The 17,021-nt window shown below is 70.1% G+C and carries 22 protein-coding genes; 8 read left to right on the top strand and 14 right to left on the bottom strand.

From position 1 onward, the window contains the following. The 4 genes from ABDW35_RS14850 to ABDW35_RS14865 all read left to right on the top strand — a co-directional run. Positions 1–895: LysR family transcriptional regulator (locus ABDW35_RS14850; RefSeq protein ID WP_343714654.1), on the top strand; the 895-nt coding region annotated here is incomplete at its 5' end. Between the two features lie 67 nt (positions 896–962). Further along, positions 963–1,658 carry a pirin family protein gene (locus ABDW35_RS14855; RefSeq protein WP_343714655.1) on the top strand — a complete coding sequence of 232 codons (696 nt, stop codon included), beginning with the start codon at positions 963–965 and terminating at the stop codon, positions 1,656–1,658. Between the two features lie 116 nt (positions 1,659–1,774). Continuing rightward, positions 1,775–1,984 carry a hypothetical protein gene (locus ABDW35_RS14860; protein ID WP_343714656.1) on the top strand — a complete coding sequence of 70 codons (210 nt, stop codon included), beginning with the start codon at positions 1,775–1,777 and terminating at the stop codon, positions 1,982–1,984. 78 nt (positions 1,985–2,062) lie between these two features. After that, positions 2,063–3,070 carry a GlxA family transcriptional regulator gene (locus tag ABDW35_RS14865; protein WP_343714657.1) on the top strand — a complete coding sequence of 336 codons (1,008 nt, stop codon included), beginning with the start codon at positions 2,063–2,065 and terminating at the stop codon, positions 3,068–3,070. Between the two features lie 16 nt (positions 3,071–3,086). Here ABDW35_RS14865 and ABDW35_RS14870 read toward each other — a convergent pair whose 3' ends face one another. The 8 genes from ABDW35_RS14870 to ABDW35_RS14905 all read right to left on the bottom strand — a co-directional run bounded on the left by ABDW35_RS14870 (position 3,087) and on the right by ABDW35_RS14905 (position 9,783). Further along, positions 3,087–3,926, bottom strand: coding sequence for a hypothetical protein (locus ABDW35_RS14870; protein WP_343714658.1), 840 nt, complete (start codon positions 3,924–3,926; stop codon positions 3,087–3,089). 99 nt (positions 3,927–4,025) lie between these two features. Next, the gene (locus ABDW35_RS14875; RefSeq protein ID WP_343714659.1) at positions 4,026–4,349 is read right to left on the bottom strand and encodes a low molecular weight protein tyrosine phosphatase family protein; all 324 of its coding nucleotides are present in this window, start codon (positions 4,347–4,349) and stop codon (positions 4,026–4,028) included. Beyond that, positions 4,346–4,975 carry an NUDIX hydrolase gene (locus ABDW35_RS14880; protein WP_343714660.1) on the bottom strand — a complete coding sequence of 210 codons (630 nt, stop codon included), beginning with the start codon at positions 4,973–4,975 and terminating at the stop codon, positions 4,346–4,348. Before ABDW35_RS14880 ends, ABDW35_RS14875 begins: the two co-directional genes overlap by 4 nt. Then, entirely contained in the window at positions 4,962–5,663 is a 702-nt protein-coding gene (locus tag ABDW35_RS14885) for a Crp/Fnr family transcriptional regulator (protein ID WP_343714661.1), read from the bottom strand. The genes ABDW35_RS14880 and ABDW35_RS14885 overlap by 14 nt, the downstream gene beginning before the upstream one ends. A 71-nt stretch (positions 5,664–5,734) precedes the next feature. Next, positions 5,735–6,871 carry an acyltransferase gene (locus tag ABDW35_RS14890; protein ID WP_343714662.1) on the bottom strand — a complete coding sequence of 379 codons (1,137 nt, stop codon included), beginning with the start codon at positions 6,869–6,871 and terminating at the stop codon, positions 5,735–5,737. Between the two features lie 84 nt (positions 6,872–6,955). Continuing rightward, positions 6,956–7,456 carry an isoprenylcysteine carboxylmethyltransferase family protein gene (locus tag ABDW35_RS14895; RefSeq protein ID WP_343714663.1) on the bottom strand — a complete coding sequence of 167 codons (501 nt, stop codon included), beginning with the start codon at positions 7,454–7,456 and terminating at the stop codon, positions 6,956–6,958. Next, positions 7,456–8,487, bottom strand: coding sequence for a 3-oxoacyl-[acyl-carrier-protein] synthase III C-terminal domain-containing protein (locus tag ABDW35_RS14900; protein ID WP_343714664.1), 1,032 nt, complete (start codon positions 8,485–8,487; stop codon positions 7,456–7,458). The genes ABDW35_RS14895 and ABDW35_RS14900 overlap by 1 nt, the downstream gene beginning before the upstream one ends. 102 nt (positions 8,488–8,589) lie before the next feature. After that, on the bottom strand, positions 8,590–9,783 hold the full coding sequence (locus ABDW35_RS14905; protein WP_343714665.1) for an MFS transporter: 1,194 nt from the start codon (positions 9,781–9,783) through the stop codon (positions 8,590–8,592). A 46-nt stretch (positions 9,784–9,829) separates the two neighbouring features. On the opposite strand from ABDW35_RS14905, the gene ABDW35_RS14910 reads away from it, so the two are divergent. After that, the gene (locus ABDW35_RS14910) at positions 9,830–10,327 is read left to right on the top strand and encodes an Lrp/AsnC family transcriptional regulator (RefSeq protein ID WP_343714666.1); all 498 of its coding nucleotides are present in this window, start codon (positions 9,830–9,832) and stop codon (positions 10,325–10,327) included. On the opposite strand, the gene ABDW35_RS14915 is transcribed toward ABDW35_RS14910, so the two are convergent. Continuing rightward, positions 10,324–10,719: a helix-turn-helix domain-containing protein gene (locus ABDW35_RS14915; RefSeq protein ID WP_343714667.1), complete on the bottom strand. Its 396-nt coding sequence runs from the start codon at positions 10,717–10,719 to the stop codon at positions 10,324–10,326. The two genes, ABDW35_RS14910 and ABDW35_RS14915, sit on opposite strands and share 4 nt — an antisense overlap. Positions 10,720–10,817: 98 nt before the next feature. Here ABDW35_RS14915 and ABDW35_RS14920 point away from each other — a divergent pair, with 98 nt between their 5' ends. After that, the gene (locus ABDW35_RS14920) at positions 10,818–11,798 is read left to right on the top strand and encodes a zinc-binding dehydrogenase (protein ID WP_343714668.1); all 981 of its coding nucleotides are present in this window, start codon (positions 10,818–10,820) and stop codon (positions 11,796–11,798) included. A gap of 6 nt (positions 11,799–11,804) precedes the next feature. Here ABDW35_RS14920 and ABDW35_RS14925 read toward each other — a convergent pair whose 3' ends face one another. Then, complete coding sequence (locus ABDW35_RS14925) at positions 11,805–12,377, bottom strand: dihydrofolate reductase family protein (RefSeq protein ID WP_343714669.1); 573 nt, start codon at positions 12,375–12,377, stop codon at positions 11,805–11,807. 96 nt (positions 12,378–12,473) lie between these two features. Between ABDW35_RS14925 and ABDW35_RS14930 the strand changes: the two genes are divergently transcribed. After that, a complete protein-coding gene (locus ABDW35_RS14930) occupies positions 12,474–12,968 on the top strand; it encodes a helix-turn-helix domain-containing protein (RefSeq protein WP_343714670.1) in 495 nt (164 codons plus the stop codon). An 86-nt stretch (positions 12,969–13,054) separates the two neighbouring features. Beyond that, positions 13,055–13,525 carry an SRPBCC family protein gene (locus tag ABDW35_RS14935; protein ID WP_343714671.1) on the top strand — a complete coding sequence of 157 codons (471 nt, stop codon included), beginning with the start codon at positions 13,055–13,057 and terminating at the stop codon, positions 13,523–13,525. 119 nt (positions 13,526–13,644) lie between these two features. On the opposite strand, the gene ABDW35_RS14940 is transcribed toward ABDW35_RS14935, so the two are convergent. From ABDW35_RS14940 to ABDW35_RS14955, 4 genes are all read right to left on the bottom strand, one after another. Beyond that, a complete protein-coding gene (locus ABDW35_RS14940; RefSeq protein ID WP_343714672.1) occupies positions 13,645–14,382 on the bottom strand; it encodes a GNAT family N-acetyltransferase in 738 nt (245 codons plus the stop codon). Between the two features lie 66 nt (positions 14,383–14,448). Continuing rightward, positions 14,449–15,714, bottom strand: a complete 1,266-nt coding sequence (locus ABDW35_RS14945; RefSeq protein WP_343714673.1) for an ABC transporter substrate-binding protein — start codon at positions 15,712–15,714, stop codon at positions 14,449–14,451. A gap of 34 nt (positions 15,715–15,748) precedes the next feature. After that, positions 15,749–16,585: a carbohydrate ABC transporter permease gene (locus tag ABDW35_RS14950; RefSeq protein ID WP_343714674.1), complete on the bottom strand. Its 837-nt coding sequence runs from the start codon at positions 16,583–16,585 to the stop codon at positions 15,749–15,751. After that, the coding region (locus ABDW35_RS14955; RefSeq protein WP_343714675.1) for a sugar ABC transporter permease at positions 16,582–17,021 on the bottom strand (440 nt) is incomplete at its 5' end. The genes ABDW35_RS14955 and ABDW35_RS14950, both read right to left, overlap by 4 nt.

Here is a 17,021-nt window from a genome sequence, read left to right on the forward strand (position 1 = left end):
CATCAGCGCGGCGGCGCGCCGGCTGAACCTGTCGAAATCCGTGGTCAGCAAGCGCATCAGCGACCTCGAGGCCGCGCTGGGCGGGGCGCTGCTGCAGCGCTCCACCCGCCGGGTGCTGCCGACCGATCGCGGTCTGGCCTTCTACGAGCGCGGCCGCAGCATCCTGCGCCAACTCGACGAGGCGGCGGAGGAGGTGGCGGAAGGCGACGGCGACCTGCGCGGGGCCCTGCGCGTCGCCGCGCCGATGAGCTTCGGCACGCTCTATCTCGGCCCGGTGCTGTTCGACTTCGCCCGCCGCCATCCGCGGCTGGACCTGAGGCTCGATCTCGACGACCGCATGGTCGACCTGGCGGCGCAAGGCTACGACCTCGCCATCCGCATCACCCGGCCGCGCGATTCGGCGCTGATCGCCCGGCGCCTCGCCGTCAGCCGGCGCGTGGTCTGCGCCAGCCCCGGCTATGCCGCCGCGGCGGGACTGCCGCGGAGCCTGGCCGAGTTGCCGCAGCACGAGGCGATCGGCTATGCCGAGGCCCCCTCAACCTGGCTGTGGCAGTTCGAGCCCTTCGCCGCCGGCGGGCCGCCGCGCAGCGTGGCGATGCGCAGCCGGGTCACCGTCAACAACGGCGAGGCCGCACGCGACGCGGCCATCGCCGGGCTCGGCCTCACGGTGCTGCCGACCTTCATCGTCGCCGACGCCCTGCGCGACGGCCGGCTGCTGCCGGTGGCGCTGGAGGCTGAGCCGGTGGCCGACATCATCCATGTACTGTATCCCCAGACCCGGCACCTGTCGCGCCGGGTGCGGGCGCTGATCGACCATCTGGCCGAAAGCTGCGGCGAGGCCGCGCCCTGGGAGCAGGGGCTGTCGTTCGCCCGGGTCGAACGCCGGGTTTCCTGATCCCCCGCTTCCGTCTCCGGCCGATCGTCGCGATGTTTCCGGCCTCACCACCGGAAAGGAGATCGCGATGATCACGCTGCACGACCGCATGGCCCGGGGCCGCACCGAGACCGGCCTGATCGAGGCCCGCCACACCTTCTCCTTTGGCCGGTTCCACGACCCGGACCGCATGGGCTTCCGGTCGCTGCGCGTGCTGAACGAGGACCGGGTCGTCCCCGGGGCCGGCTTCCCGGCGCATCCGCATGCAGAGATGGAGATTCTCACCTATGTGCTGTCGGGGGCGGTCGAGCACCGCGACAGCCTTGGCAACGCCGCTGTGATCCGCGCCGGCGATCTGCAGCGCATGACCGCCGGCACCGGCATCACCCATGCCGAGATGAACCCGTCGGCGACTGAGCCGCTGCACCTACTGCAGATCTGGCTCCATCCGGATCGCAACGGCCTGCCGCCGGGCTACGAACAGCTGGGCGTCGGCGAGGGGCCGACCGGCGGGCTGCGGCTGGTGGCGGCGCCCGAGGGCAGGGACGGCGTGCTGGGGATCCACCAGGATGCCCGGCTGTTCATCGCCCGCCTCGCCGCCGGCGAGACGGTGGAGCATGCGATCGCGCCGGGCCGGGCGGCCTTCATCCAGCTGACCCGCGGGGTCGTCGCCCTCGACGGGCATGAGATGCGGGAAGGCGACGGGGCCGCGGTCGAGGGCGAGCCCGGTCTCCGGATCACGGCGGAGACGGAGGCGGAATTCCTGCTGTTCGACCTGGCCTGACCGAGGGCTGCGGCCCGGGCGGTGATCGCGCCCGGGCCGCATGCCGCTCGACCGGTTGTCGCCGGTCCTGGCAGGATGTCCCCCTCGATCAATCCGACAAGCGTTCCGGCCCGCCCATGCGCATCGCACTGCTTATAGCGGCCATCGCCGCCTTCCTCGTCGGGATCGGCGTCTGGAGCTTCACCATCACCGGCGACATGGCCGGGGCCGATGGCGGCCAGGCCGTGCGGATCGCCGCCGGCGCGGCGGTCGCGGCCCTGCTGCTGATCGGAGGCTTCGTGGTCCTGATCCTGCGGGGCCGACCGCGCGACCGGGACCGGCGCTGATCCAGCTGTGCAAGGGGTTGCGCCGGCCGCGGCGCTGTGGCCGGATGCCGGAAACCGCGGGATGCGTAGAACCAGGGCATGGCCGACGATCCGATGACCGAACCGCCGCAGCGTGTGGCGTTCCTCCTGGTCCCGAACTTCTCGATGATGGCGCTGTCGGCGGTGCTGGAGCCGTTCCGCGCCGCCAACTGGGTGGCGCGGCGCACGCTCTATGACTGGCGGCTGCTCTCGGTCGACGGCGAGCCGGTCACCGCCAGCAATGACGGCGTGCTGATGGCGCAGGGCGCCATCGGTCCCGAGGATTCGTTCGCCATGATCGTGGTCGTCGCCGGGCTCGACCCGCAGGAGGGCCGCGACGAGCGTATCCTGGCCTGGCTGCGGCGGATGGCGCGGCGCGGCTCGCGCATCGGCGCGGTCTCGACCGGCACCTATCATCTCGCCTGGGCCGGGCTGCTCGACGGCTATCGCTGCACCATCCACTGGGAGAATCTCAGCGCCTTCACCGAGACCTTCCCGCGGCTCGACGTCACCGGGCGGCTGTTCGAGATCGACCGCGACCGCTTCACCTCGGCCGGCGGCACGGCGTCGCTGGACATGACGCACTACCTGATCGGCCAGGCCCACGGCATCGACCTCGCCAACCAGGTGGCGGAGCAGTTCCTGCATGCCCGGCCGCGCCAGGGCCACGCGCCGCAACGGATGGAGCTGCGCGAGCGCCTCGGCGTCAGCCACCCGAAGCTGCTGGCCGCGATCGCCGAGATCGAGGCCAACCTGGCCGAGCCGCTGCCACGGGCGGCGCTGGCCCGGGCCGCCGGGCTGTCGACCCGGCAGCTTGAGCGGTTGTTCCGGATCTACCTGAACTGCACCCCGTCCCAGTACTATCTGGAGGCGCGGCTGAAGCACGCCCAGATCCTGCTGGCGCAGACCTCGATGCCGATCCTGGAGGTTGCGGTGGCCTGTGGCTTCGCCTCGGCCTCGCATTTCGCCAAATGCTACCGCGCCCTGTTCAACCATTCGCCGCGGGCAGAGCGGGCGCCGCGTCCGGTGGCGCCGACCCAGGTGATGGGCCAGCGCCGGGCGTGGTAAGAGGGGATTCTGCCGACTACGGCAGTTGCACCCGGGCGGCGGTGACGCGGTTCTCGCCCTTCTGCTTGTCGCGGACCACGCCCCAGATCACGCCCTGCTGCGCACGATCCCAGGCGATGCCCTGGCCGGCGATGTCGAGCGGCGCGGTGCCGACCCAGCGCAGCACCGAGCCGGCCTCCGGCAGAGTCAAGGCATAGACTTCCGGCTCGTCGTGTCCGGTGATCCAGAGCCGCCCGTCCGGCCCCCAGGACCCTCCGGAATTGCTCATGTCGCCGAACTTCTCCAGCAGCTCCGGCGGCAGCACCCAGGCCTCGGCCACGCGCCAATCGGCGTCGAAACGGACGATCTGGGTGTTGTACTTGTTGCCATAGGCCAGCGGACTGCGGTCGAACACCCGGTTGTAGTTGGCGAAGCCGCCCCACCAACTGCCATCGTGATAGTCGACCCAGGTCAGCGACCCGCGGTCGACGCCGAAGCTGTGGGTCCCGACATGCTTCAGCGTCGCCGCATCCCAGATCTCGACCGAGCTGGTCATCGGCCATTCCGGGTAGTTGGAATGGGCGGTGTAGAGCTTGCCGTCGACCACGACGCCGCTGTCCAGGTGGATGATCGGCCCGTCCTTGGCCTCGGCCCAGGCGGAGATCTTGGCGCCGGTCGCCTTGTCGTAGCGGGCGATCGCCCGGCTGTCGATCGCATAGAAGGAATCGGCATCCACCGCCACGGCCTGCCGTGCCTGCTGCGCCGGAAAGGAGGCGGCCGCCTCGACCGGATACGGTTTCGGGTCTTCAGCCCGGGCCGGGGCCGAGAGCAGGCCGGCGGCAAGAAGCAGGGCCGGAACAGCGGCAATACGGATCATCGATCGTCCCTCATGTCTTTCGAGGGCGCCGACCCTAGGGCCGGGGGCGTGACAGGACGATGATGCTTCCTTGATGCTTCGGTTGCCGGCGCGGCCGGCTCACCGCAACAGGGGCGTGACCTTGGCGCGCAGCAGCCGCACCAGCTCCGGATCCATGAATTCGAAGCGGTCGGGGATGTCGAGGCAGATCACCCGGGCCCGTTTCAGAGAGCCGCGAAAACGCGCGGATAGCTTGGCGCGCTGCGCCTTCTCCATGACGAAGATCAGATCGGCCCATTCGACCAACTCGGCCGTCAGCGGCTCCTCGGCATCGGGGTTGAGGCCGGCCGAGGCGGTCTCGACGCCTGGGGCATCGGCGAAGATCGCCTCTGCCGTCGGGCTGCGGCGCAGGTTGCGGCCGCAGACGAACAGGACGTGCTTCACCCGGTCGGCGCGTCCGCCTGCCGCAGGATCTCGGCCAGCCCGGGTGGCAGCGTGCCGCTCAACTGCAGCACCTGCAGCCGCAGGAGGGCGCCGACGGTCAGGGAATCGGTGATCCGGCCGTCCGCGACCATGGCGAAGGCCTCCGCCAGCGGCACGGTGCGCAGCGCCAGATCCTCGGTCTCCTCCGGCTCGGCCTCGCCCTGGGTCAGGCCCCAGGCGACGAACAGATGGGCGATCTCGGTCGAGACGCTGTTCGACAGATGCATAGTCAGGAGGTCGTGCCAATGCGCCGCCTCCAGCCCGGTTTCCTCGCGCAGCTCGCGCTGGGCCGACACGACCGGCGGCAGCGCCGGGTCGCCGCCGCCCTCCGGAATCTCCCAGCTGTAGACGGCGGGGGCGTAGCGGTACTGCCCGACCAGCGTCACCCGGCCGCGATCGTCGATCGGCACCACCCCGATCGCCAGGTTCTTGTAGGTGACCACGCCGTAGATCCCGGGCGTGCCCGCTGGGGTCAGCACGTCGTGCTCGTCGACCTTGATCCAGGGATTCTCGTAGACCGGCTTGATCTTCAGCGTGGTCCAGCGGTTCGGGCCGTCGTCGTGGGAGGCGCCGTCACCACTCGCCACGGACATCCTCCACCAGCCGCTCCAGCCGGCTCAGATCGGCGACATGCAGGTGGTCGGCGGCGCGGACGACGATGCCGGATTTGGCGAGGTCGCTCAGCACTCGCGCCACGGTCTCGCGCGTGGTGCTGACCCGGCTGGCGATGTCGGAATGCACCGGGATCGGGCGGATCGCGGCGGTGCCGTCCGGCTGCGCACCCTGCGTCGCCAGGCGCAGCAGCTCGGCGTGCACCCGGTTGTTGGCGCCGACCGTGCTCAGCTCCATGATCCGCTCATTGGCGCGACGGACCATCCCGACCAGATGCACCATCAGGGCCAGCGCCAGCGCCGGATGCTCGGTCACGGCGCTGCGGAAGATGGCGGTGGGCAGGGCGGCGACGGTGGCCTCGGTCAGCGCCATGACATTGGCCGAGCGCGGCGCCCGGTCCAGCGCCGACAGCTCGCCGAAGCTGGCGCCGGCCGCCAGGTCGTCGAAGGTGATCTCGCGGCCGGAGGCGGAATAGATCACCACCCGGACCTTGCCCTCGACCAGGAAATACACATGGTCCGGATCGTCGTTGCGGTCGATGATCTGCTCATGCGGCGCGAAGCGCTGCCAGCGGCATTGCTTCTGCAGCTCGGCGCGCAGGGCGGCGGGGGCAACCGCGAGGAGATCGATCCCGTCGAGGGGGCGGGCGTCGTTGGCAGGCACAGACTCGTCTCATTCTTGAGGCGAGCCAGAATAGGGCCGGCGGGCTGCGCCCGCCAGACCGATCTGCGGCCTCAGCCGACCCGCTGCATCGCGGGGCGCGGCGGGCGTGGCAGGCCGGCCCGGCGCAGCCAGCCGCGGGCCGGCACCTCGACCCCGCGATGCAGCAGGATGGAGATCGGCAGCAGCGCCGCCACCATCAGCGCGATCACCCCGAGGGACTGGAGGGCGGAGAAGCCGGCATCCTCCAGCTCGTGCCCGGTGGCCAGGCGCCAGCCCAGATGCACGCTGTCGAGCAGCAGGATCTGCGCGAGGTAGACGGCGTAGGAAATCTCGCCGAGGAAGACCATCGGTCGCGTCGCCATGGCCCGGCCCACCCAGGCCGCGTTCTGCGCTAGGCACAGGATCAGCAGGCCGAACAGCGGCACCACGAAGACGCCGCGCGTGTTGAGATGCATGGCCAGGACGATGCCGGCGCTGGTGGCCAGGGCCGCCGCGTCGGTCGACATCCAGCCCGGCGCGCCGTCCCGCCACACGCGGTACAGGACCATGCCGCCCGTGAAGCCGAGGAAGCAGCGCGGCACGCCCCAATCCGCGGTCAGGTCGAGATCGAGCCGTGGCCCGGCGGAGAGCAGGGCGAAGCCCGCCAGAGTCGCGATATAGAGCAGAAGCAGCCCGGCCGGGCGCAGCCGGGCGACGACCGGCACCAGCAGCGGGAAGGCCAGGCCGACGAGCCATTCGGCGCTGATCGACCAGGACGGGCCGTTCCAGGTCAGGGTGTCGTAGAGGCCGGCGGCGTTCAGCAGCAGCAGGCTGCCGGGCAGGGTGGGAAGGGTGTGGGTGCCGCCGAAGGCGTCGAAGCCGACCGCGAGCTTCAGCAACTCCAGCAGCACGAATCCGCCGAGGATCGCGAGATGCAGCGGGTACAGCCGCGCCAGCCGGGCGCGCAGGAACGGTCCCACCGTCGCTGCGGAAGGGCCGCCGGCGAAACTGCTCCCATAGACATGCATCAGGATGAAGCCGCTGAGCGCGAAGAACAGGTCGACGAACAGATAGCTCTTGCCGATGAAGAAGGTCGTATCGGTCAGGTGCAGGTTCGGGAAGGACCCGACCGAATAGTGGAACACCACGACGCAGAGCGCCGCGATGCCGCGCAGCGCGGTGAGGGCTGGGAAGTATTGCTGCCGGCTGCGGAGGGATGCCTCGGCCATGGCTCCGGAATGCTGTTGTCGACGACGCCTGATGGACCGAACCATCCGGGCGGCGGATCGTTCCCCGGCCTGCGTCGTCCCGCCTCAGCCTCGCTCGGCCAGGGCACCCTCCTCGATGCCGATGCGGTGGCGCAGCAGCAGGGCATTGGCGAGCGAGCAGACGATCGCGATCGTCCAGGCATCGAAGGCCAGGGGCAGCACCGCGATCTCCGCCGCCACGATCACATAGTTGGGGTGCCGCACCCAGCGATAGGGGCCGCGGCGCACCAGCGGCGCGCCGGGCAGGCTCAGCACCCGCGTGGTCCAGTACGGCCCCAGCGTCGCCACCACCCAGACCCGCGCTGCCTGCAGCAGGACGAACAGGGCCAGCAGCGGCCAGGACGGGGCGCGGTCCGCCGGGATCAGCAGGAACACCGCCAGCAGCCAGGTGCCGTGCAGCAGGATGAACAGCGGATAGTGCCGGGCGCCGCTCTCGACCGCGCCGCGGGCGCGCAGCCGGCTCTCGTTGCGGCGGGCATAGGCCAGTTCGGCAAGGCGCTGCGCCGCCACGAGCAGCGCCACCCCTTGCGCCCAACCCAGCATCATCAGCCGCAATCCAGCACGGTGAAGCCGGCGCAGAAGCCGGGGCCCAGCGCGCTCAGCAGCCAGCGCCCGACCATGCTGCGGCGCTTCTCCGCCAGGACGAACAGCAGGGTCACCGCCGACATGTTGCCGTATCGGCGCAGCACCGCCCGCTCGGCCGCCATCGCCGCCTCCGGCAGGTCGAACGCGTCGCGCAGCGCCTCGACCACCTTGGTGCCGCCGGGATGGAACACGAAGCCGGACAGATCGCCGAGGCCGAGCCCGTGGCGGGCCAGAAAACCCTCCGCCGCCGGCCGCATGTCGTTGCGCACCAGCGTCGGGATGTCGCGGGAGAAGATGACGCCCAGCCCGTCCGTCTCGACCGACCAGCCCATCACGTCCAGCGTGCCGGGCCAGCGATGCTCGCCGGTCGGGCCCAGGGCCGGCAGCCCGTCGTCCGGCCGGATCAACACCGCGGCGGCGCCGTCGCCGAACAGGGCGGTGGCGACGACATTGCTCTTGGTCAGGTCGCCGCGGCGGAAGGTCGGGCCGCACAGCTCCACCACCAGCAGCAGCACGGTGCCGTTCAGCGCGCGCGACAGGGCGGCGGCGCGGGCCAGGCCCAGCACGCCGCCGGCGCAGCCCAGGCCGAAGACCGGCAGCCGCACCGTGTCCGGCCGGAACGGCAGCCGGTCCATCAGCCGGGCATCGAGGCTGGGCGTGGCGATGCCGGTCGAGCAGATGGTGACGATGGCGTCGACCTCGCCGGCGCCGATGCCGGCCTCGTCCAGGCAGCGCCGGGCCGCATCCTCCAGCAGATCCAGCGCCGTGTCCAGGAACACGGTGCTGCGGTCGTGCCAGTCATGCGGGGCGAAATACCAGTCCAGCGGCACGGCGGAGCGGCGGGTGTCGATCCCCGCCGTCTCGTAGATCGGGGCCATGCGCTCGAACAGCGCGGGCCGGGACGAGAAGACCCGCCGGGCGCCGTCTCGCGCCTCGGCCTGGGTGATCACATGGTCGGGGACGGCTGTCGCCAGCCCCGCGAGCCTGGGCATCCTGTAACCTCCGCGGGGCGTGCCCGCATAGCGAAGGACCAGGAAGCCGGTCCTCGCGACCGGTTCGGACCGTGAGACGGTTATGTTACGCGCGAGGTGCTGTCAGGATGCCGCAGGACCGGTGATGCGCCGTGGCCGCAATGCGGTGAGGGCGACCAGAGCGGCGGCAAGACAGGCGGCGGCCGCGCCGATGGCCAGGGGCGGGAAGCCGGCGGCGGCATAGCCGATCCCGGCCAGGCCGGTGCCGGTGAGGGTGCCGAGATAGGTGACGGCGCTGTTCAGCCCCAGCACCGCGCCGCGCGCCTCGGGCTTGGCCCGGGACAGCAGCAGCACCAGGATGTTCAGCCCGAAATGGTTGGCGAAGCCCCACAGCCCGGTCAGCGCCGCGATCGCGGCGAAGCTGTGCGTCGCCGGCAGCATCAGCGCGTAGATCGCGGCCACCACCAGCAGCACCAGCGGGAACAGCCGGCGCGGCCCGATGCGGTCGACCAGCCCGTCGCCCAGGCTGGCGGCGCCGAAGCCGATGCCGTAGGTCAGCACGATCAGCCCGGCCTGGCCGGCGGTGAGGCCGAGTTCGGCCCGGATATGGTCGCCGATGAAGGCGTAGACGCCGTAGAAGGACGCCATGAAGCCGAGGCAGATCGCCAGCAGTGCCGGGACGCCGGGATAGGCGAGGGGGGCGACCAGTGCCCCGAGCCCCGGCTTCGCCGACCGAGGCCGCGATGCCGGTGCCGGCAGCCGGGCGATGCCGAGCAGGGCTAGCGCGGCCAGGCCCGCCAGCACCAGGAAGACGGCGCGCCATCCCAGCGTCTCGGCCACCAGCGCCGCGGCGGGCACTCCGGCGACCATGGAGATCGACCAGCCGGTCAGCACCTGGCCCAACACCCGCGATTCCCGGCCCGGCGGCGCGATGGTGGTGGCCAGCGTGTAGATCGAGGGCAGGATGATCCCGGCGCCGAGCCCGGCCAGCGCCTGGGCCGCCGCCAGCATCAGCCAGTGCATGGCAAAGGCGGAAAGCAGCGTCGCCGCCGCCAGCCCGATCATGCCGCCGAACAGGGCCCGGCGCGGGCCGATGCGGTCGATCTGCGGCGCCAGCAGGAAGGCCGACAGCGCGGTCGCGCCGCCATAGGCGGCGATGGCGCGCGACACGGCCACCGGCGTGGCCGCCATCGCCGTGGCGACATCGCCCAGGATCGGGCTCAGCACCAGCGAGTTCGAGCCGACCACGGCGATGCCGGCGGTCAGGATCGCGGTCTGCAGCGAGACGGCGCTCTGATCTTGATGGTGTTCGGGCATGAGAGGATAATCGCCGAACCAGGTTCGGTCATGAAGGGCGATTCTCGTGGTCATCGAAAATACGAAAACGGTTCGGCGCCGGCCCGCCGAGGCTCCCTCCGTCGACGCCGTCGACCGAAAGCTGTTAGGGCTGCTCGCGGCCGATGCGACTCTGAGCTATGCCGAGCTGGGCCGGGCGCTGAACCTGTCCCCGCCGGCGGTGCATGAGCGGGTGAAGCGGCTGAAGCGCGACGGGGTGATCAAGGCCACGGTCGCGGCGCTGGACGGCCGCAAGCTCGGCAAGGCGATCCTGGCCTTCATCCATGTCAACACCACCGGCTGGGGCAAGTCTCCGGAGATGCTCGGCCTCGCGCAGCTGCCGGATGTGGAGGAGATCCATACGGTCACCGGTGACACCTGCGTCCTGCTCAAGGTGCGGACCCAGGACGCCCAGGGGCTGGAGGACCTGCTGCGGGTGATCTACGACATCCCCGGCGTGCAGGGCACGCGCAGCTACATCGTGCTCAGCTCGCATCTGGAGCGTGGGGCGCTGCCCGCGGATTAGGGGGCGGCCGGAGCATCCACCGACCGCAAGGGCGGCATGCGGCATTCCGCCAGGCGGTCCAGCTCGTCCAGCGCGGCGGCGTGGTCCCGGCCCCAGTCGCACATCGCGCGCAGCAGCGGCGCCAAGCTCAGCCCCAGCGGCGTGGCCGAATAGTCCACCCGTGGCGGCACCTGGCGGAAGATCTTGCGATGGACCAGGCCGTGCTCCTCCATCTCGCGCAGCTGCTGGATCAGCACCTTCTGGCTGATCTTGGGCAGCGCGCGCTTGAGCTCGGACATCCGTCGCGGGCCGTTGAACAGGTGGTACAGGATGACCGCCTTCCAGCGGCCGCCGATCACCTTGAAGGCGCGCTCCACCGGCAGCTCCGGCAGTCGCTTGATCGTCTCGCCCATGGTCACCTGCTGGTCAGTATGGAACGAAAGGGTGTGTAGAGCCGCCGGGCGGCACATTGGCAAATGGCGTCTCGCGCTGTCCAACGCCAGGTGACGCCATGAAAGCCGTTCAGTTCAGCCGCTTCGGCGAGCCCGAAGTGCTCGAGACCGTCGAGCGGCCGACCCCGCAGCCCCGCCCCGGCGAGGTGCTGGTCCGGGTGCGGGCCGCCGGGGTGAACTATTTCGAGACGCTGATGCGCCGGAACCTCTACGCCGTGACGCCCGAGCTGCCGATGGTGCCGGGCGTCGAGGTGGCGGGAGAGATCGAGGCGGTCGGGGAGGGCGTTGATCCTGTGCTGAGCGGGTCGCGGGTCGCGGTGCCGATGTTCGCGATCGGCCGCCCCAATGGCGGCTATGCCGAATACCTCGCCGTCGAAGCGGCTTCGGTCGTGCCGGTGCCCGAGGACCTGTCCTTCGAGGATGCCGTGGCCCTGCTGGTGCCGGGCCTGACGGCGCTGCACCTGGTGCGGCGCAGCCCGCCGCGCGGCCGAACGGTGCTGGTCACGGCCGCGGCCGGTGGAGTCGGGTCGCTGCTGCTGCAGCTGGCCTGGCGGGCCGGTGCGGAGCGGGTGATCGCCGTGGCGGGAGGGGCGGGAAAGCTGGATGTTGCCCGCAGCCTCGGTGCCGATCTCGGCATCGATTATCGCGAGCCCGGCTGGGCCGCCCAGGTCCGGGACGCCACCGACGGACGCGGCGCCGATATCGCCTACGACACCGTCGGCGGCGTCATCACCAAGGCCTGCCTCGACGCTCTCGCGCCGGCCGGCGAGCTGCTGTTCGGCGCGCTCGGCCGGTTCGACCTCACGGCTGCCGAGCTGGAGGGAATGCTGTTCCGGAACCAGTCGCTGAAGGGCTTCGCCCTGCTGCCGCTGCTGACGCCGGAGAGCCTGCGGGCCGATTTGGCCGAGCTGTTCGCGCTGGCCGCGACCGGCGCGCTGCGGGTGATCCAGGGCGGCCGCTACCGCCTGGATCAAGCCGCCGAGGCGCACCGGGCGCTGGAGGACCGCGGGAGCACCGGCAAGGTCGTGCTCATCCCTTAGGGAGGCTCAGCGCTCGCGCCGGTAGTGCAGGATCACGGCGCCGGTGTCGAGCGTCCGGTTTTCGATCAGCGCCAGGTCGATGCGGTCGAAGCCCGGGGCGAACAGCCGCTGGCCGTCGCCGAACAGCGTCGGCGTCACCATCAGCCGGTATTCGTCGAACAGGTCGCGGGCGACGAAGCTCTGGGCGATACCGGCGCCGCCGAACATGTACAGGTCACCGTCGCCCTCCGCCTTCAGCTTTGCGACGGCGCCCTCCAGGTCGTCGCGCACCACCGTGCCGTTCCAGCCGGGATCGCCGGTCAGCGTGGTCGAGAACACCGTCTTAGGCAGCCGGTTCATCACCGCGGCCCAGGGAACGCCGGCGGCCGGGCTGTTCGGATCGGTCGCCGCCGGCTCCCAGAATCCCTTGTTGAACAGAAAATTGACCCGGCCGTAGAGCAGGTGGCCGGCCCGCTCCAGGGCATAGCCGGACCAGTGCGTCGCCAGGTCGTCGGACCATTGCGGCGGCACGAACTCTCCCTTCGGCCCGATGATGTAGCCGTCCAGGCTGATGAACATCGACAGGATCGCCTTGCGCATGGGTGTTCTCCCTCGGATATTCTGATTGCATATAACAACTGGTTGCGTTCTATCTTCTCCGATTGCATATTGCAAGCGGAAAGGGAGCGACCCCGTATGAGCAGCGAACCGCGATCCGGCTGTCCGATCAACCTGACCCTCGAAGCCCTGGGCGACCGCTGGAGCCTGCTGGTGATCCGCGACATCATGTTCGGCGACCGCCGACATTTCCGCGAGTTGCTGACCCAGTCGGAGGAGGGCATCGCCTCCAACATCCTGGCCGACCGGCTGAAGCGGCTGACCGAGGGCGGTTTCCTGACCCGCACCGACGACGAGAGCCACAAGCAGAAGGCGATCTACAGCCTGACCGAGAAATCGATCCAGCTTGTGCCGCTGCTGGCCCATATGGGCGCCTGGGGCCGGCGACACCTGCCGGCCACCCGCGACCTGTCGATCCGCGCCCAGCTGCTGGAGGAGGGCGGGCCGGCGCTGTGGGAGGAGTTCATGGACGACCTGCGCAGCGCCCATCTCGGCCAGCCGCGCCGGCGCAACGGACCGACCGTTGCAGAACGGCTGCGCGAGGCCTTCCTGGCGGTCCGAGCCGCCGGCTGAATTTTTTGAGGGGGGGCGTGTCGGAACCCCGGGGGAGGGGACGTCCTTGGGCCATCGAACGCTTCACGCCGAACCAGGAGATCCCCATGACCGCCACCCCTGCCTCTGACCGCGAGCTCGTCCTGACCCGCCTGATCGACGCGCCGCGCGAGAAGCTGTTCCGCGCCTGGACCGAGCCCGAGCTGATGAAGCAGTGGTTCACGCCGCGGCCCTGGACCACGCCTGTGATCGAGGTCGACCTGCGGCCGGGCGGGGCCAACCTGATCGTGATGCGAGGCCCGGACGGCACCGAGTTCCCGAACCGCGGCGTCTATCTCGAGATCGTCAAGAACGAGCGACTGGTCTTCACCGACGCCTACACCAAGGCGTGGGAGCCGGCGGAGAAGCCGTTCTTCACCGGCATCATCACCTTCGAGGACGAGGGCGGAAAGACCCGCTACACCGCCCGCGCGGTGCACTGGACCGTCGCCGACCGCGAGGCGCATGAGAAGATGGGCTTCCATGAAGGCTGGGGCATCTGCGCCGACCAGCTGGCGGAGCTGGTCGCGAAGATCTGATCCGGACGAACCCCTTTAAAAGGGTCGTCATTGCGAGCGCAGCGAAGCAATCCAGGAGCCAATGCGAACCGGCCCCTGGATTGCTTCGTCGGCTTCGCCTCCTCGCAATGACGACTCGATCAGCCGGCTGTGGCCTTGCTGCGGTAGTGATAGCGGTACAGCTCGGTGCGGAAGCCGAGCGACCCGTAGAGGGCCAGGGCCGGCGCGTTGTCGGCCACCACCTGCAGGCAGGCGCCGCCGGCGCCCTGGGTCAGGGCCCAGTCCATCAGATGGCCGACCGTCCGGGCGCCATAGCCGCGCTGGCGATGCTCGGGATGGGTCTCGACCGATTCCAGCACCAGCAGCCGGTCGTGGACGACGCCATAGGCCTTGGCCACCACCTGCCCGTCGATGCGGCAGGCGGCGAAGGCCTTCGGCAGGACGATGCTGTCGACCATCGCCCCGAAGATCGGATCGGGCTCGGCCGATCGCAGGGCGAGCCAGTCCTCGTCCGGCCGGTCCGACAGCTCGACATGGGCGCAGTCGCGTGGCCGGTGATCGGTCAGCTCCGCCAGCAGCGTGATGGTCTCGCCCTCGGCGGCATAGCCCGCGCGCTCCAGCGGCGCATCCATGCCCGCGACGATCGACGGCACCCGGAACCGGGAGGGCTGGCCCAGGCCGCGATAGATCCCCTCCGCCATGGCGATGATGCCGCTGGGGTCGCGTGGGCCGCCGCGCAGCGGGTTGACCGAGTTGGTGCGTCGCGTGGCGCCGCCGGAGGCGCGCAGCAGCCAGCCGCACAGCAGCACCTGCCGCGGCGACGGCCAGGCGTTCTGGCAGGCTTCCTCGACTCTCCAGGCGATATCGTCGGCGGACATGGGCACGGATCCCGGAAACGGAAAGGGCCGGACGGCTGCCCGGCCCTCCCTCTATGTAGCGACGATTCAGCGCCGCGGCAGCAGCTTCTGCACCTCGTCGGCGGCGTCGGCCAGCGCCTCCTCCGGCGTCGCGCTTTGCTCCACCACCCGCGACAGGTTGTCGACGATGGTCTGGGTCACCTTCACGCCGTTGCTGCCGGGGAAGGCGTACCAGGGCCGCATCTTCCCCATCTGCTCGAGGCCGGCCTTGAACAGCGGGTTCTTGGCGTAGAAGTCGCCCAGATACTCGGGCGACTTGGCGGCCAGCTCGTTGTTCGGGACATAGCCGGTGCCCGGCACCACCACTGACGCGCCATAGGGGCCGGCGGCGAACTTGATGAACTCCCACGCCGCCTGCTGCTTGGCCGGGTCGCGGGTCAGCATCACCGCGGCGTTGCCGCCGGTCGGCAGCTGGCCCTTGGCCGGGGCCAGCAGCGGGATCGGCGCGGTCCGCAGCTCGAACTTGTCGCCGACATTCTTGATGGTGTTGCGCAGCGCGCCGGTGGTCTGGAATTCCAGCCCGACCTTGCCGGCGACGAAGGCCTGCTCGCCTGCCGACTTGGTGAAGACCGGCATGCCGCCCTCGGTCACCATGCGCTGGACCAAGGTGAAGGCGGCCAGGCCTTCCTGGCCGTCGAAGGCGACCTTCTTCTCGTCGGCCGACAGCATGTCGCCGCCGGCGCCGAACAGCAGGGCGCTGAACATCCAGTCATCGCCCTGCCAGCGGAAGTCGATGCTATCGACGCCGTCGCCCAGCGCCTTGATCCTGGCGCCCAGCGCCAGCACCTCGTCCCAGGTCTTGGGCGGGGTGTCCGGGTTGCCACCGGCCTTCCGCACCAGGTCGGCGTTCATGTACATGATCGGATTCGAGGTGGCGAAGGCCAGCCCGGCCTGTTGCCCGCCGAACTGGGCCAGCCCCAGGATGTGGTCGCTGAAGCCCTGCTCGGCCATGGGGCCGTCCTTCTCGACGAAGGGCTTGAGGTCGACCGAGATGCCCCGCTCCGCCACCACCCGCAGCCGGTTCAGACCGATGAAGGTGATGTCCGGCATCTCCGCCGTGCCGGCCTGGCGCAGGATCTGCTGCAGCCCGTCCTCATAGGTCGGCGAGGGGCTGGCGAACACGATCTTGATGTCCGGATGCTCGGACATGAACTTCTGCGAGATCGTGTCCATCACGTCCTTGAAGAAGCCCGGCATCGGGTAGTGGACGGTCAGGGTCGTCTCGGCCTGTGCAGCGCCGGCCAGGCTCGCCGCCATGGCCAGGCCCGCCAGCGCGGTTCGGATCAGTTTCACGGATTGCCCCTCTCTCGGAAGAAACGCGACCGGGTCAGCCCTTCAGCCCGGTCAGGGTGATGCCTTCGATGAAGCGGCGCTGGGCGGCCAGGAAGGCGGCGACCAGCGGCAGGGTGACGATCACCGTCGCCGCCATCAGCGCGCCGTAGTCGTCGCCGGCCTCGGCAGCGCGGAAGAACAGCAGGCCCAGCGGCGGCGTCGCCATCTTCGTGTCGCTGATCACGATCAGCGGCCAGAACAGGTCGTTCCAATGGGCGACGACCGAGAAGATCGCGAAGGCAGTGATCGCCGGCCAGGCGTTCGGCACGATGACGCGCCAGACGATCGCCAGCTCCGACATCCCGTCCAGCCGCGCCGCGGCGATCAGGTCGTCCGGCATCGCCCGGAAGAACTGCAGGAACAGGAAGATGCCGAACACCGAGATGGTGAAGGGCGCCACCAGCGCGACATAGGTGTTCAGCGTGCCGGTGGCCGACAGCGCCACATAGATCGGCAGGGCGATGGCGTGGATCGGCACCAGCAGGCCCATCATGATCATGGTGATCATGACCTGCGATCCGCGGAACCGCAGCTTGGCCATGGCATAGGCGCAGGGCACGGCCACCAGCACCTGCAGCACCAGGATCAGGCCGCAGACGATGACGCCGTTCAGCAGGATCTGCGCCATCGGCACCCGGGTCAGCGCCTTGGTGAAATTTTCCACCACCGCCCAGCGCTGCGGCAGCAGCGACAGGGAGGAGGAGAAGATCTCGTCCTGCGGCTTCAGCGCGACCGACAGCATCCACAGATAGGGCGCGACGAAGACCAGCGCGCCGACGGACAGCAGGCCGAGACGCAGCCCGCGCAGGATGGTCCAGGGCTGGCCGCTCATGCGTAGTGCACCTTGCGGTCGAGCACCCGGTACTGCAGCAGCATCAGCACCACCAGCACGGCCAGGAACACCACCGTCATGGCCGAGGCGTAGCCGACCCGGAGATAGACGAAGCCCTCCTGGTAGATGGTCCAGAGCAGGACCTCCGACGCCTTGTTCGGGCCGCCCTGGGTCAGGGTGCCGACGGTCTCGAACACCTTCACCGCATTGACCACGCTGATGGTGATCACGAACAGCGTGGTCGGCCCCAGCATCGGCCAGGTAACCAGCCGGAACCGCTCCCAGGCGTTGGCGGCGCCGTCGATCTCGGCGGCAGCGTACAGCTCGCGCGGAATCGCGGTCAGCCCGGCCAGGAACAGCACCATGTTGAAGCCGACCGACTGCCACACGCCGATCAGCGCCAGGCTCAGCAGCACGGTCTTGCTGTCGCCCAGCC

It is taken from the genome of Inquilinus sp., from assembly GCF_039594555.1.
Taxonomy (GTDB): Bacteria; Pseudomonadota; Alphaproteobacteria; order DSM-16000; family Inquilinaceae; genus Inquilinus.